This window comes from Winogradskyella undariae, from assembly GCF_013285155.1.
In the GTDB taxonomy this organism is placed as follows: Bacteria; Bacteroidota; Bacteroidia; order Flavobacteriales; family Flavobacteriaceae; genus Winogradskyella; species Winogradskyella undariae.
Genome location: NZ_JABTEL010000004.1, coordinates 159752 through 175014, shown reverse-complemented (window position 1 = coordinate 175014; position 15263 = coordinate 159752). Strand labels below are relative to the sequence as shown.

The following is a 15263-nucleotide window of genomic DNA, read 5'->3' as shown; positions in this document are numbered from 1 at the left end:
AAAATCTATGTTATAATGAACGTCTAATACCTAATTCTAAACCACGTAATTCTGCCAAGCCACGTAAGCGTCCAATACCAGAATAACCAGGGTTTGTTTTCTTTTTTAAATCATCTAACATTTTGTGTCCATGATCGGGTCTAAATGGCATTCTAAGATCTGTTCGTCCGGCTTCAATACGTTTTTGTTGCTCTTTAATTAAAGCTTTCATCACGGCATACATATCTACATCGCCATTTAAATGATCTGCTTCATGAAAATTACCTTCAGCATCTCTTTTTGTAGCCCGTAAATGAATAAAATGAATACGATCACCAAGACGTTCTACCATTCCTGCTAAATCATTATCAGCTCTTACACCGAAAGAACCTGTACAGAATGTTAGTCCGTTATTGTGAGAAGGAACCGCTTTGTATAAATCAACAATATCTTGTTCTGTTGAAACCACTCTTGGTAAACCTAAAATTGGAAAAGGTGGATCATCTGGGTGAATACACATTAAGACTCCAGCTTGTTCTGCTGCGGGAATAATTTCGGATAAAAATGAAAATAAATTTGCTTTTAATTCCTCCGGACCAACATTTTTATAAGTGGCTAAAATGGCATTAAATTCTTCTAAAGTATAACCTTCTTCAGCACCAGGTAAACCCGCTATAATATTTCTAACTAAAGTCTTTTGTTCTTCAGCTGTTGAATTTTTTAAAAACGTTGCTGCTTTTTCTTTTTGAACATCAGAATAGTGGTGTTCTGCCCCTGGTCTTTTTAATAAATACAATTCAAAAGCTGCAAAAGCTGCTGCTTCAAAACGTAATGCGGTTGATCCATCAGAAACTTCATAATCTAAATTGGTACGTGTCCAATCTAAAACAGGCATAAAATTATAACAAACGGTATCAATGCCACATTCGCCTAAATTTAATAAGGTTTGTCTGTAATTGTCAATATATAACTGATAATCCCCAGACTTTGTTTTAATGTTTTCGTGGATAGGTACGGATTCTACAACAGACCATGTAAGTCCAATATTTTCTATAACTTCTTTTCTTTTGTTGATTTCTTCAACCGTCCAAACTTCTCCATTTGGAATATGATGTAATGCAGAAACAATTCCTGTTGCTCCTGCTTGTTTTATGTCAGATAAAGAAACAGGGTCATTTGGTCCGTACCAACGCCATGTTTGTTCTAAATTTTGTATCATTTTTTTATTTTTTAAACGCCACTATAGGCTGAAAATCCACCGTCAATTGGCACTACAACTCCTGTTACAAACTTTGCACCTTCACCACATAACCATAATGTTGTACCTATTAAATCTTCAGGTTCTCCATAACGACCCATTGGTGTTTGGTCAATAATTTGTTGCCCTCTTTGTGTTAAACTTCCGTCTGTATTTGTTAGTAATGTTCTGTTTTGGTCGGTTAAGAAAAAGCCAGGAGCTAATGCATTAACACGGATTCCTACTTTAGAAAAGTGAACAGCTAGCCATTGTGTAAAGTTAGAGACTGCAGCTTTTGCACCACTATAAGCAGGTATTTTTGTTAAGGGTGTAAACGCATTCATAGAAGAAATATTCAATACAGAACAACCTTCTCTACCTACCATATCTGTTGCAAATACTTGTGTAGGAATTAAAGTTCCTAAGAAATTAAGGTTGAATGTAAACTCTATTCCTTTTGGATCTAAATCGAAGAAAGTTTTAAAACCTTCTGTTTTATTTGCTAAATCTTCTAATTCTAAAAAGGGATTAGAAGTTGTTCCTAAAGGGTGATTTCCACCTGCTCCATTTAATAAGATATCAACTTTTCCAAAAGCATCATTTACAGTTTTCTTGGCTGCTATTAAAGTGTCTTTCTCCAAAACATTTGCAGTAACTCCAATAGCTGTTCCGCCGTTAGAATTAATTTCATCTGCTACTTTGTCCGCAGCCTCTTTTCTTAAATCTAAAACAGCAATTTTATTTCCTTGTTTTGCAAGTGCTATAGCTAAAGTGCTACATAACACACCGCCTGCTCCTGTTAATACGATTACTTTATTCATTTAGGTTTCTTTTTGATTTGTATTTTCGTGTACGTACACAAATATAATGATACAATTTTGTGTACGCACACAAAATTGTATATTTTTGACAAAATTGTCTAGGATTGAGCTAGGTGTCGTTATACATTTCTTAGTTTTTATTTAGCGACGATGAGGTTTATTAATTTTTAATATGATAACAATAAAGGATATAGCGAAAGAGGCGAATGTTTCGGAAGGAACTGTAGATCGCGTTATACATAGTAGAAGTGGAGTTTCTAAAAAGACAGAAGCTAAAGTTCGAAAAATTCTTGAACGTCATAGTTTTAAAGTCAACCCCGTTGCAAGTGCACTAGCAATGAAAAAAAAGCATCAAATTTCCGTATTAATTCCTGAGTATAATGATTCTGATTTATTTTGGAAATCACCATATTTAGGAGTGTTAAAAGCAGCTGAGGATGTTAAAAATTTCGGAGTTTACGTTAGTGTCTTTAGATTTAATCAATCTGATCCGGTTTCATATTTAAATGCTTTTGAAGATTTATTAGAAACAAAACCAACGGAAGTTATTATGGTTCCTAATTTTTCTGATGAAACCAAACAAATTATTAAAGAACTAGAGGTTTTAAATATTCCTTATTTATTTCTAAATATTGATATCAAAGGATTTAATAACATTGCTTATGTTGGGCAAGATTCTTATACTGCAGGTTATGTAGCAGGAAAATTGATGCATTTAAATAATCCAGAATCTTCTGAATTTTTAATTATTCAAACGCTTCAGAATATCACTAAAAACAATTCTATATCAGATAGGATTGAGGGTTTTAAAGATTATTTTTTTAAAAATGAAATTAAATCTAACCCTAGAGGCTTAAAACTTGAAAATTTAAATGATACTCTTGAAAATCAAGAAGTAATCAATTCTTTCTTAAAAAATCACCCTGAAATTAAAGGGGTTTTTGTGCCGTCTAGTAGAATTTATATGGTGGTTAATTGTTTGGAGGAACATCATTTAAAAAACTTACAACTCATAGGTTTTGATAATACACCACAAAATACAGAATGCTTAATTAACGATTCGGTTGCTTTCTTAATATCTCAAAAGCCATTTGATCAAGGCTATAAATCTGTCAGGCTTTTGGCAGATTTTTTAATACAGAATAAAACTCCTGAGTATAAAACTTACCTACCTATAGATATTCTTATGAAAGAAAATGTAAAATATAATGGAAGGGATGAATTTGTATCTGAAAATAATAATGCCGTTGAGGTCTTTTGATTTTAGTGTGTTTAGATTTTGTAACAATTATTCAGATTTATCGACAAATCTTATAAATAATAACTTTTGAGCCTCACAACAAACTCCATTACAACAGAAGATAAAGAAATCTTATTGCAAGCAAAGTCTAGCATGCAGAATTTAGGTTGGGCTATACGCAACGTTAATAAAATTGGTAATACGGTTGAAACTGGAATTAACTATGTGCCAGAAAAGGCATTAGTTAAGGTGCAGAAAATTACAGAAAAGGTATTACTGAAAGTTGTTAAGGCTAATTTATTAACGATAAAAAAGAATCAAACGTTTAAGAAGCCTTCAATAAATACGTACAAAAGTATTGTAACAAGTACAGGGGCACTAAGTGGCTTCTTTGGATCTTCTACAGGTTTAGGTACAGCTATTTTTGCATCGGAAGTGACGCTGACTACAAAATTTTTAATGCGAACTATTATGGATATAGCGCGTAGTGAGGGTGAAGATATTTACACGCTTGAAGGGCAAATGGCATGTTTGCAAGTTTTTGCTCTTGGAGGAGATGCTAAAGATGATGATGGAATGGAAACTAGTTATTATACCACACGTATGGCATTAAATTCGGCTTTAAAAAATGTATCGACAGCAAGTATAAAAATGAGCTTAGATAATTTGGTTAAAGGTGTTGGTGTTTTAGGTTCTAATGTGGTTGGTAATTTCTTATCTAAAATAGCCACTAGATTAAGTCTTTTAATTAGTGAGAAGTTTTTAGCACAAGCTGTTCCTGTTGTTGGTGCAATTGGAGGAGGTGGATTAAATTATGTTTTTGTAGATCATTTTCAGAGAATGGCAACGGCTCATTTTAGGGTGAGACGCTTAGAACGAAAATATGGTGAAGACGTTATAAAATCTATTTACCAAGATTTAAAAGTATAGGATAGTTTTATATTTTATTTTGGTGTAAATTAATAAAAAGGTTTCGTTCCGGAATTGGTGTATATACTTGGAATTTATCCAATATAAATAACTATTATAGAATTAATTTAGCTGGTAATGCGCAGAAGTTTTCTAGATATTCATTAGGAATTACAACAAATGCAGTTTTGCGTATTTATTTTTATAAAAGCATAGAAATTAGATGCGTTTTTTAGGTTTTGAGCGTTTTGTTATATTGTTTTAAATAGCTTCAATATTATATTTGCGTTAAATGATAGGTTGAAAATTAGGTGTTTTCTCTATTATAACCCATATTTTTACGTTTTAACGGTGAAATATGCTTTTTATAGATGTTTTTGATTAATTTGATTTTGTTAGTTCGATTTTTTTTATACTTTTACGCCATATTTAAATAGAATGCAAAAGAAAAATATATTTGCCTTAATCTTGGTTTTTTTAACGGGTTTTGTTGCTTTAGCTCAAGTGGATAATTTGCCTCAGCCTCAGACGTTAGAAGCACCTGGGCCTCCGGGTATGCCTATAGATGGTGGTATCATAGTTCTATTTGTACTAGCGTTAACTTATGGTATTTATAAATCTTATAAATTATCTAAGCGAACAGTTTAATTACGTAAGTCGTTTAATCGTGCTACATATTTTCCAATAACATCAAATTCTAAATTTATAGTATCTCCGTCTTTTATGTGTTTAAATGTAGTGTGGTTATAAGTATAAGGTATAATAGCTACAGAGAAACTATTAAGTTTAGAATTAACAACAGTTAAGCTTACCCCATTTACAGTAATAGAACCTTTTTCTATAGTTATGTTATTTAGGTTTTTATCATAATCAAAAGTAAAAAACCAACTTCCTTCTTTTTCTAATATACTAATACATTTAGCCGTTTGATCTACGTGGCCTTGTACAATATGTCCGTCAAGTCGGTCGCCTAGTTTCATAGCGCGTTCTATATTTATAGTATCATTTTCCTTTAGTAGCCCTAAGTTAGTTTTATCTAAAGTTTCTTGGATAGCAGTTACAGTGTAAGTATCTCCGGCTATATTTACAACAGTTAAGCATACGCCGTTATGAGCAACGCTTTGGTCAATTTTTAATTCATTTGTTATAGAACTATGAACCGTAATATGAAGATTACCATCTTCTTTTTTTAATTTCTCAATTTTTCCTAGATCTTCTATAATACCTGTGAACATAATTTGTGCTTTATTTAGTTAAATTTGCAATTACAAAGTTAAATACAAAAAATGAAAAAAGACGAAAAGATAATTGTAGGGATTTCAATTGGTGATCTCAATGGTATTGGTGCAGAAATAGTCATTAAGACATACGAAGATCCAAGGTCTTTAGAATTAAATACTCCTGTTATTTTCGCTTCAGCTAAAACTATGCAGTTTTTTAAAAATCATTTTAATAGTAAAATTAATTTTTATGGTATAGAATCGCCAGAAAAAGCCGTTCACGGTAAAGTGAATGTGGTCAATGTTTGGAAGGAGCCTGTGAAAATTGAATTTGGAACAGAAGATAAAAAAATAGGTGAATATGCTATAAAATCTCTAGAGGCAGCAACCAATGCTTTAAAGGAAGCAACAATAGATGTATTGGTAACGGCACCGATTAATAAACATAATATTCAATCAGAAACCTTTAATTTTCCTGGTCATACAGACTATTTAGCAAAAGCTTTAAATGGAAAAAGTTTAATGTTTATGGTTTCAGATGAATTAAGAGTCGGACTTTTAACCGATCATGTTCCCTTAAAAGATGCGAGTGAAACCATAACAGAAGATCTTATAAAGGAAAAAATTGCAACCGTAACAAAATCCTTAAAGCAAGATTTTGGAATTAGAAAACCAAAGATTGCTGTGTTAGCCATTAATCCTCATGCGGGAGATAATGGAGTTATTGGTAATGAAGATGATGTTGTTTTAAAACCAGCTTTAGAAAAAATTAAGAAAGATGGCAGTCTTGTTTACGGTCCTTATTCTGCCGATAGTTTTTTTGGGTCCAATACTTACCGTAATTTTGATGCGATTATAGCATCCTATCACGATCAGGGTTTAATACCTTTTAAAACGATAGCTTTTGGTAAAGGTGTTAACTATACAGCAGGTTTAGATAAAGTTAGAACGTCACCTGATCACGGTACGGCTTATGAAATAGCAGGAAAAGGTATTGCTGATGAAAGCTCTATGAAACAAGCTATTGTAACTGCAATAGAGATCTTTAGAAAAAGAGAAGAGTACAATATTTATAGTAAAAACCCGTTAAAAAGGTTGTCTAGATAGTTATAAACAAAATTTGTTGATATCTAGGCTTGAAGTAAATAAAAATTTATATATTTGCACGCTCAAAATGAATGTGATAATGAAGGCATTAAAATCTTATACTATCCCTTTTGTAGGATTAAAAATAGGAGAGCATCATTTTGATTATCAAATTGGTAACGCGTTCTTTGAACATTTTGAATACGATGAATTTAACGCAGTTGACGTGAAAATTGACCTGAAATTCGATAAAAAATCAACCTTTTTTGAGTTGTTTTTTTCAGCGAAAGGGTCTGTAAATGTTAATTGTGATATAACGAATGAGCCATATGACCAAGCTATTGACGACAATTTTAAATTGGTAGTAAAGTTTGGTGATGAGTACAATGACGAGAATGAAGATATCTTAATTGTAGCGCATGGCGAGTATGAAATTAATATAGCTCAATATATATATGAGTTAATTATTTTAGCAGTTCCTATAAAAAGAGTTCATCCAGGTATAGAAGACGGTACATTACAGTCCGATATACTTTCAAAACTAGAAGAATTGAGTCCAAGTGAGGATCAAAAAACAAAATCACCAGAGGATAATGATCCTCGTTGGGATAATTTAAAAAAACTATTAACGGATAAATAACATTTAAAATGGCACATCCAAAGCGTAAAATTTCGAAAACAAGAAGAGATAAAAGAAGAACACATTATAAAGCTTCTGTACCTCAAATAGCAACTTGCCCTACAACTGGTGAGCCACATTTATACCATAGAGCTCATTGGCATGATGGTAAATTATACTACAGAGGTCAAGTCTTAATTGACAACTCTGTTGAAGAAGAAAATGTAGCATAAGTACTATGCATGCATACAAGAAAACGCTCCTTTGTGAGCGTTTTTTTTGTTATTATTTTTTCAATACCGCAAAAACCACTTACTTTGCGTTTCTATTTTTTGCTAAAATCAAGGAGAATTGAATATAGTATATCAATTTTTCATATTTTTAATTAATCTAAAAGCTAATAATGAGTAAAATCACAGCGGCAATTACAGCTGTCGGAGGCTATGTACCTGATTTTGTTTTAACTAACAAGATTCTTGAAACAATGGTTGAGACAAATGATGAATGGATCACTTCTAGAACAGGTATTAAGGAGCGACGAATTCTTAAAGAAGAAGGTAAAGGTACATCGTACCTCGCTATAAAAGCAGCTGAAAATCTTATTCAGAAAAAAGGCTTAGACCCAAAAGAAATTGATTTGGTGATTGTTTGTACTGCATCACCAGATATGAAAGCAGCTTCAACAGCTGCGTATACAGCGACAGAAATTGGAGCTGTAAATGCATTCTCTTTCGATTTAGAAGCAGCGTGTTCTAGTTTCTTATTCGGGATGTCTACTGCAACAGCCTACATCGAATCCGGTCGATACAAAAAAATTCTTTTAATAGGCGCAGATAAAAATTCTTCATTTATAGATTATAAAGACAGAGCTACATGTATTATTTTTGGAGATGGAGCAGGTGCTGTGCTTTTTGAACCCAATGAAGAAGGTTTAGGTTTACAAGATGAATTGTTAAGAAGTAATGGTGAAGGAAGAGATTTTCTACAAGCTACCTATGGTGGTTCTTCTTACCCTATTACTAAAGAAACTTTCGACGAAGGTAAACACTATGTATTCCAAGATGGGAAAACGGTATTTAAAAATGCGGTTTTTAACATGGCAGATGTGGCCGAAAAGATTATGAAGAGAAATGATCTTACCAATGATGATATTTCATGGCTAGCAGCACACCAAGCTAATAAGCGTATTATTGATGCTACAGCTAATAGAATCAATTTAGAAGAAGATAAAGTCTTAATGAATATAGAGAAGTATGGTAATACAACTTCTGCAACACTACCTTTATTATTATTTGATTTCGAATCAAAACTTAAAAAAGGTGATAAAATAATATTTGCTGCCTTTGGTGGTGGATTTACTTGGGGTTCAATTTATTTTAAATGGGCCTATAACTCCTAAAAAAAAACTAACTAACAAAATATCTTATATTATGGATATAAAAGAAATTCAAAACTTAATAAAATTTGTGGCTAAATCTGGTGCAAGTGAAGTTAAGTTAGAAATGGACGATATTAAAATTACGATCAGAACAGGTTCTGAGAATGAGACTACAATTGTTCAGCAAATCCCGATGCAATCAGCTATGCCTCAACAACAAATGCCACAACAATCAGTTGTACCTGCGGCAGAAGTTGTTCCAGCAACCCCGGCTACTGAGGATTCAAAATATATTACTATAAAATCACCAATTATTGGTACATTTTATCGTAAACCATCTCCAGACAAACCGGTCTTTGTTGAAGTGGGTACAGATATAAAAGAAGGAGATGTACTTTGTGTTATTGAAGCAATGAAATTGTTCAACGAGATTGAGTCAGAAATTTCAGGAAAAATCGTAAAAGTACTTGTTGACGATTCAACACCTGTTGAATTTGATCAACCCTTATTTTTAGTTGATCCATCATAACCAAATTTAAAATTCCAAAACATAATTCCTATTACATCGGAATTTGGAATTTGAGATTTTAAATATTAAAAAGTTATGTTTAAAAAAATATTAATTGCCAATAGAGGTGAAATAGCTCTTAGAGTTATTAGAACCTGTAAAGAAATGGGCATTAAAACGGTAGCGGTTTACTCTACTGCAGATGCAGAGAGTCTTCACGTTAAGTTTGCAGACGAAGCAGTATGTATTGGCCCACCTTCAAGTAGTGAGTCTTATCTTAAAATGTCTAACATTATTGCTGCTGCAGAAATTACAAATGCAGACGCTATACATCCTGGATATGGTTTTTTATCTGAAAATGCTAAATTTTCTAAAATTTGTGAAGAGCATGGCGTAAAATTCATTGGTGCGTCAGAAGATATGATAAACCGTATGGGTGATAAAGCCAATGCTAAAGCTACAATGAAGGCTGCAGGTGTGCCTTGTGTACCTGGTAGTGAAGGAGTCATTGAAACTTTTGAAGAATGTATAAAAGTAGCTAAAGAAACAGGTTATCCTGTTATGCTTAAAGCTTCAGCCGGTGGTGGTGGAAAAGGCATGCGTGCCGTTTGGAAACCAGAAGATCTACAGAATGCATGGGAATCAGCAAGATCTGAATCTAAAGCAGCTTTTGGAAATGATGATATGTATATGGAGAAGCTTATAGAAGAGCCTCGCCATATCGAAATACAAATTGTAGGTGATTCTCGTGGAAAAGCTTGTCATTTATCAGAACGTGATTGTTCTATACAAAGACGTCACCAAAAATTAACAGAAGAAGTGCCTTCTCCGTTTATGACAGATAAATTGAGAACTAAAATGGGTAAAGCTGCTGTAAAAGCCGCTGAGTACATTAAGTATGAAGGTGCTGGTACTGTAGAATTTCTAGTAGATAAACATAGAAATTTCTATTTTATGGAGATGAATACACGTATTCAGGTAGAGCATCCAATAACGGAACAAGTTATTGATTTCGATTTAATCCGTGAACAAATATTAGTCGCAGCAGGAGTTCCAATTTCTGGTAAAAACTATACGCCAAATCTGCATTCAATAGAATGTAGAATAAATGCTGAAGATCCATTTAACGATTTTAGACCTTCACCAGGAAAAATCACAACGCTACACGCACCGGGAGGTCATGGAGTAAGATTAGATACGCATGTTTATGCAGGTTATAGTATTCCTCCAAATTACGATTCTATGATAGCAAAGTTGATTACAACAGCTCAAACTAGAGAAGAAGCTATTAATAAAATGAAACGTGCTTTAGATGAATTTGTAATCGAAGGTATTAAAACAACAATACCTTTCCATAGGCAATTGATGGATCATCCAGATTATTTAGCTGGTAATTATACCACGAAATTTATGGAAGACTTTGTATTAGAAAAAGAGATTGAAGAATAAATTAAAACCCAAACGTAAAAGTTTGGGTTTTTTGCTTTTATGCGTTATAAGCCCCTGTTAATACAGGGGCTTTTTTAGGCTTCTGACTATTTTAAAATAAATAGCTTAACTTTATGCGCTATCAAAAAAGAAAAATATATGTTAAAAAATTATTTTATTAAAATCACATTTGTCTTAACTGTGATTTTTTCATTATCTGCTACGGCACAAAATACAAGTAAATTATGGACAAGTATTAGTGAGCAAAAGGCAGAACAAACAGAACAAGTTATAAGAAGAGTAGAGCTCAAGTCTGAAAAGTTTTTTCAACTGAATCTCGAAGCTTTAAAGCATACTTTAGAAAATGTTGGAGATAGAAACAATATAGGAAATACAATTATTTCTTTTCCAAATTCAGAAGGCGTATTAAGTGAATTTAAAGTATTTGAAGCTTCTATTATGGAGCCAGAACTTCAAGAAAAATATCCGAACACCAGAAGTTATGCTGGTCAGGGTATAGATAACCCTACAGAAATTGTTAGGTTTAGTATAACTTCAAAAGGACTTCATGCTATGTTTTTAGGAACAGAAAGAGGAACTCAATTTATAGATCCTTTTTCTAAAGATGGAAATATTTATACTGTATATTCTAAAAAAGATTTATTAGAAAGAAATTTTGAATTTGAATGTGGAGTTATAGATGATGATTCGCTTTCAAATAGAGCTACTTTTGAAGAGCCTGCAGAAAGAAATGCAAATGATGGTACCTTAAGAAATTATCGTATTGCAATTGCTTGTACTGGTGAGTATACACAATTTCATGGTGGTACAGTTGCAGATGCTATGGCTGCAATAGCCGTAACATTAACAAGAGTTAATGGTATTTACGAAAGAGATTTATCTATAACCATGACTTTAGTTGCCAATAATGAAGCTATAATATATACAGACGGAGATGATGACCCTTTTACTAATAGTAACCAAAGTATTTTAATAGGCCAAAGTCAAAGTGTTATTACAAGTACAATAGGCTCTGCTAATTTTGATGTAGGTCATACATTTAGCACAGGAGGTGGCGGATTAGCTGGTTTAGGTGTTACTTGTAATACAAACAGTAAGGCTAGTGGTATAACTGGTTCTTCTCAGCCAGTAGGTGATGCTTATGATATAGATTTTGTAGCACATGAGCTAGGACATCAATTTGGAGGTCCACATACGTTTAACGGAACAAATGGTAACTGTACTACTAATTCAAGATCTGGAGCAAATGCTTATGAACCAGGTAGTGGTTCAACTATTATGGCATATGCTGGTATTTGTGGATCTGATAATATACAGAATAATAGTGATGCTTATTTTCATCAAGCTAGTATAAACCGTATTTGGGCACACGTTACAAGTACAGGTTCTTGTCCTGTAAGTAGAACATCTACAGGTAATACAGAGCCAGTAGCGAATGCAGGAGTTAATTATACAATACCTCAAGGAACACCTTATAAATTAGATGGAAGTAACTCTACTGATGTAGATGGTACAGAAACTTTAACTTACACTTGGGAGCAATACGATTTAGGTTCAGCAGGCTTACCAACTGAAACAACTACAACAGGACCTTTAGTTAGATCTTTTGAAGGTACTGAAAGCCCTGTAAGATATGTTCCACAACTTTCAGAAGTATTAACTAATGGAGGTACTTCTACAACATGGGAAAAATTATCTAGTGTAAACAGAAGTATAGACTTTATGCTAACAGTTAGAGATAATGATGCTAGAGGAGGGCAAACCGACTCTGATGAAATGACTATCACTAATGTTACTGCAGCGGGACCGTTTACAGTAACTTCACAAAGTACAGATCAGATTGTATGGACACCTGGTGATACAGAAACTATAACGTGGAATGTAGCAGGTACAACAAGTAATGGGGTTAATGCCTCAAATGTGAATATTTTATTATCTACTGATGAAGGTTTAACATATACTACTATTTTGGCTTCTAATGTGTCGAACGATGGTTCTCATGATATTACTGTTCCTAATGTTAGTGGTGCTAAGTGTCGTGTAATGGTTGAAGGAGCAGGCAATATCTTTTACAATGTTAATACTGCTTTCTTTGCTGTTGGTAACTATGTTTATGAAAGTGTTGATGTTTGTGAGAGTTATACATTTGATTTTGGTGGTTTAACAGTACCAGAAAGTACAACTAATTATAGTGGTTACAGTCTTAATGTTCCTGTGTCTTTAATTATGACAGATGCAAATATTTCGGTAGATATTACACACCCTGATAGTGGTGATTTATATTATGGATTTAGACACCCAGAATATTCAGGAACTTTTATTATCGAGTTAGCATCTCAAGAATGCTCAGGAAGTGCTAACCCTAATTTTGTTTTTGATGATGAAGGTTCAGTTATTAATTGCGGAACGATAAGTAATGGAGATGCCGTTATACCAGAAAACGCCTTATCTGAAGTAGACGGAACAGATTCTCAAGGGGATTGGTCATTTTTTATTTTAGATAGTACAATAGATAATACAATTAGTTCAATCAATTCAATAACTATTGAGGTTTGTCAAAGTTCGTCTGAAGCTGTGTTGTCAGTACAAGACAATGAGTTAGAAGCTTTAAGTATTTATCCTAATCCAAACAACGGTGAATTTAATGTTCAGTTTAACTCAACATCAGGAGAAGCTGTAGCAATTAATGTTTACGATATAAGAGGACGTTCAATTTATTCTCAAAATTTTGATAATGTTGGTACTTTTAACGAGGCAATTAAGCTTAATAATGCACAGTCAGGTGTATATTTATTAACTATAATTGACGGAACTAAAAAAGTGACTAAGAAAATTATAGTAGATTAATAACTTAATTTATAACTTTAAAAGCTCCTATATTTAGGAGCTTTTTTTTGTGTTAATAATTTATTGTGTTTAAAAACAATTAGAGATTTATTTGATGAAACGATGAAGAGATTTTTTCGATTTATAGCGAAACTATTTATATGGAGTGTGTTGTTTTCCGTAGGTTTGGTCGTATTATTTAAATACGTTCCCGTCCCTGTAACACCACTTATGGTTATTCGATATTTTGAAAATACTGAAGAAACTGATCTTTGGAATCACGACTGGGTTCCGATAGAAGATATTTCAAAAAACATGCAATTGGCTGTGATTTGTAGTGAAGATCAGAAATTTGTAAACCACAATGGTTTTGATTTAGAAGCGATTGAAAAAGCATATGAATATAATAAAAAAGGAAAACGTATTAAAGGCGGAAGTACCATTAGTCAGCAAACGGCAAAGAATGTGTTTTTGTGGCCAGAACGGAGTTGGTTGCGTAAAGGTTTAGAAGCTTATTTTACTTTTTTAATTGAAACGATCTGGAGTAAAGAGCGTATTTTAGAAGTGTATTTAAATAGTATTGAAATGGGTAAAGGTGTTTACGGTGTAGAAGCTGCGGCACAACATTGGTTTCGTAAATCGGCTGCTAATTTAAGCTCTTATGAAGCTGCTGCAATAGTTGCGGTGTTACCCAATCCTAGAAGTTATAAAGCAAATCCGGCATCAGCTTATATTCAAAAACGAAAACAATGGATTGTAAAACAGATGCGATTTTACGGAACATTAAATCTAAAGCCAAAAGAATGAATATAAAAGAAGAACTATATAAGGAATGTCTAAGGTTTATTGATAACCGATTGTTAACGGTGAATAAAGCAATTTCAGACATTCAATACTCATTAGAGTCTGAAACTAAAAGTAGCGCAGGTGATAAGCACGAAACAGGAAGAGCAATGCTGCAGTTAGAGCGTGAAAAAGCAGGTAATCAATTATCTGAAATTGAAAATCAGAAACAAATTCTTCATAAAATAAATACAGACTCAAAACACAATAAAGTGGCTTTTGGTAGTGTTGTACAAACAACGAAATCTAATTATTTTATAGCAATAAGCGCTGGTGAAATTAAGATAGACAATACATCATATTATGCAATTTCTGCAGTAACACCAATAGCACAGTTGTTATTATCTAAGAGTGTTGGTGATGAGGTTGTGTTTAGAGATCAGAAATATGTTATAGAAACTGTTTTATGATATTTCATGAAAATCATTTCAAGCTGATAATTTAAAAAAAAGCAAATAAAAAATCCGAACATTTAAATGTTCGGATTTTCTATATATAAGCCTAAATAAATTAAACTCAAATTATTTTGCTTCAGCGTAACGACGCTCAACTTCATTCCAGTTAATTACATTAAAGAAAGCTTCAATATAATCTGGTCTTCTGTTTTGGTAGTTTAAGTAGTAAGCATGTTCCCATACATCTAAACCTAAAATTGGAGTTCCTTCACAACCAATTCCTGGCATTAATGGATTGTCTTGGTTTCCTGTAGAGCAAACTTCAACTTTTCCACCTTCATGTACACATAACCAGGCCCAACCAGAACCAAAACGTGTTGCTGCTGCGCTAGAAAATGCATCTTTAAACGCTTCAAAAGAACCAAATTCTGCTTCAATAGCATCTTTTAAGTCTCCAGATAAACGTCCTTTTCCTTCAGGATTCATTACGTCCCAAAATAATGAGTGATTGTAAAATCCACCACCATTGTTTCTAACCGCTTTGTTTTCTGTATCTAAATTAATAAGGATATTCTCTATAGTTTTTCCTTCTAAATCAGTTCCTTCAATTGCTGCGTTTAATTTATTTGTGTAGCCTTGATGATGTTTAGTATGATGAATCTCCATTGTGCGAGCATCAATATTTGGTTCTAAAGCATCGTAAGCATATTTTAATTTCGGTAATTCGAAAGCCATAATGTTTTTCTTTTATTG

Annotated in this window: 16 protein-coding genes; 12 read left to right on the top strand and 4 right to left on the bottom strand. The window is 32.9% G+C overall.

The window, feature by feature from the left end:
* Window positions 1–10: 10 nt before the first annotated feature.
* The gene (gene uxuA, locus HSX10_RS07275) at window positions 11–1198 is read right to left on the bottom strand and encodes a mannonate dehydratase (RefSeq protein ID WP_173587549.1); all 1188 of its coding nucleotides are present in this window, start codon (window positions 1196–1198) and stop codon (window positions 11–13) included.
* An 11-nt stretch (window positions 1199–1209) separates the two neighbouring features.
* Window positions 1210–2037, bottom strand: a complete 828-nt coding sequence (locus HSX10_RS07270; RefSeq protein ID WP_173587548.1) for an SDR family oxidoreductase — start codon at window positions 2035–2037, stop codon at window positions 1210–1212.
* A 172-nt stretch (window positions 2038–2209) separates the two neighbouring features.
* Here HSX10_RS07270 and HSX10_RS07265 point away from each other — a divergent pair, with 172 nt between their 5' ends.
* The 3 genes from HSX10_RS07265 (at window position 2210) to HSX10_RS07255 (ending at window position 4834) form a co-directional block, all read left to right on the top strand.
* Entirely contained in the window at window positions 2210–3298 is a 1089-nt protein-coding gene (locus tag HSX10_RS07265) for a substrate-binding domain-containing protein (RefSeq protein ID WP_173587547.1), read from the top strand.
* A gap of 66 nt (window positions 3299–3364) precedes the next feature.
* Window positions 3365–4207 carry an EcsC family protein gene (locus HSX10_RS07260; RefSeq protein WP_173587546.1) on the top strand — a complete coding sequence of 281 codons (843 nt, stop codon included), beginning with the start codon at window positions 3365–3367 and terminating at the stop codon, window positions 4205–4207.
* Window positions 4208–4624: 417 nt separating this feature from the next.
* Complete coding sequence (locus HSX10_RS07255) at window positions 4625–4834, top strand: PID-CTERM protein-sorting domain-containing protein (RefSeq protein WP_217363248.1); 210 nt, start codon at window positions 4625–4627, stop codon at window positions 4832–4834.
* On the opposite strand, the gene HSX10_RS07250 is transcribed toward HSX10_RS07255, so the two are convergent.
* On the bottom strand, window positions 4831–5421 hold the full coding sequence (locus HSX10_RS07250; protein ID WP_173587545.1) for a riboflavin synthase: 591 nt from the start codon (window positions 5419–5421) through the stop codon (window positions 4831–4833). The genes HSX10_RS07255 and HSX10_RS07250 overlap by 4 nt on opposite strands.
* Before the next feature lie 51 nt (window positions 5422–5472).
* Here HSX10_RS07250 and pdxA point away from each other — a divergent pair, with 51 nt between their 5' ends.
* The 9 genes from pdxA (at window position 5473) to HSX10_RS07205 (ending at window position 14525) form a co-directional block, all read left to right on the top strand.
* Window positions 5473–6513, top strand: a complete 1041-nt coding sequence (gene pdxA, locus HSX10_RS07245) for a 4-hydroxythreonine-4-phosphate dehydrogenase PdxA (protein WP_173587544.1) — start codon at window positions 5473–5475, stop codon at window positions 6511–6513.
* Window positions 6514–6592: 79 nt separating this feature from the next.
* A complete protein-coding gene (locus HSX10_RS07240; RefSeq protein WP_173587543.1) occupies window positions 6593–7132 on the top strand; it encodes a YceD family protein in 540 nt (179 codons plus the stop codon).
* Between the two features lie 8 nt (window positions 7133–7140).
* The gene (gene rpmF / locus HSX10_RS07235) at window positions 7141–7344 is read left to right on the top strand and encodes a 50S ribosomal protein L32 (protein ID WP_114308164.1); all 204 of its coding nucleotides are present in this window, start codon (window positions 7141–7143) and stop codon (window positions 7342–7344) included.
* A 170-nt stretch (window positions 7345–7514) separates the two neighbouring features.
* A complete protein-coding gene (locus HSX10_RS07230) occupies window positions 7515–8510 on the top strand; it encodes a beta-ketoacyl-ACP synthase III (RefSeq protein WP_173587542.1) in 996 nt (331 codons plus the stop codon).
* Window positions 8511–8541: 31 nt separating this feature from the next.
* Window positions 8542–9018 carry an acetyl-CoA carboxylase biotin carboxyl carrier protein gene (accB, locus tag HSX10_RS07225; RefSeq protein WP_173587541.1) on the top strand — a complete coding sequence of 159 codons (477 nt, stop codon included), beginning with the start codon at window positions 8542–8544 and terminating at the stop codon, window positions 9016–9018.
* A 75-nt stretch (window positions 9019–9093) separates the two neighbouring features.
* Window positions 9094–10446, top strand: coding sequence for an acetyl-CoA carboxylase biotin carboxylase subunit (gene accC / locus HSX10_RS07220; RefSeq protein WP_173587540.1), 1353 nt, complete (start codon window positions 9094–9096; stop codon window positions 10444–10446).
* Between the two features lie 138 nt (window positions 10447–10584).
* The gene (locus HSX10_RS07215) at window positions 10585–13293 is read left to right on the top strand and encodes a zinc-dependent metalloprotease (RefSeq protein ID WP_173587539.1); all 2709 of its coding nucleotides are present in this window, start codon (window positions 10585–10587) and stop codon (window positions 13291–13293) included.
* Window positions 13294–13395: 102 nt separating this feature from the next.
* Window positions 13396–14079, top strand: a complete 684-nt coding sequence (mtgA, locus tag HSX10_RS07210; protein WP_173587538.1) for a monofunctional biosynthetic peptidoglycan transglycosylase — start codon at window positions 13396–13398, stop codon at window positions 14077–14079.
* The gene (locus tag HSX10_RS07205; RefSeq protein ID WP_173587537.1) at window positions 14076–14525 is read left to right on the top strand and encodes a 3-oxoacyl-ACP synthase; all 450 of its coding nucleotides are present in this window, start codon (window positions 14076–14078) and stop codon (window positions 14523–14525) included. The genes mtgA and HSX10_RS07205 overlap by 4 nt, the downstream gene beginning before the upstream one ends.
* Before the next feature lie 111 nt (window positions 14526–14636).
* Here HSX10_RS07205 and HSX10_RS07200 read toward each other — a convergent pair whose 3' ends face one another.
* Entirely contained in the window at window positions 14637–15245 is a 609-nt protein-coding gene (locus HSX10_RS07200; RefSeq protein WP_217363247.1) for a superoxide dismutase, read from the bottom strand.
* Between the last annotated feature and the right edge of the window lie 18 nt (window positions 15246–15263).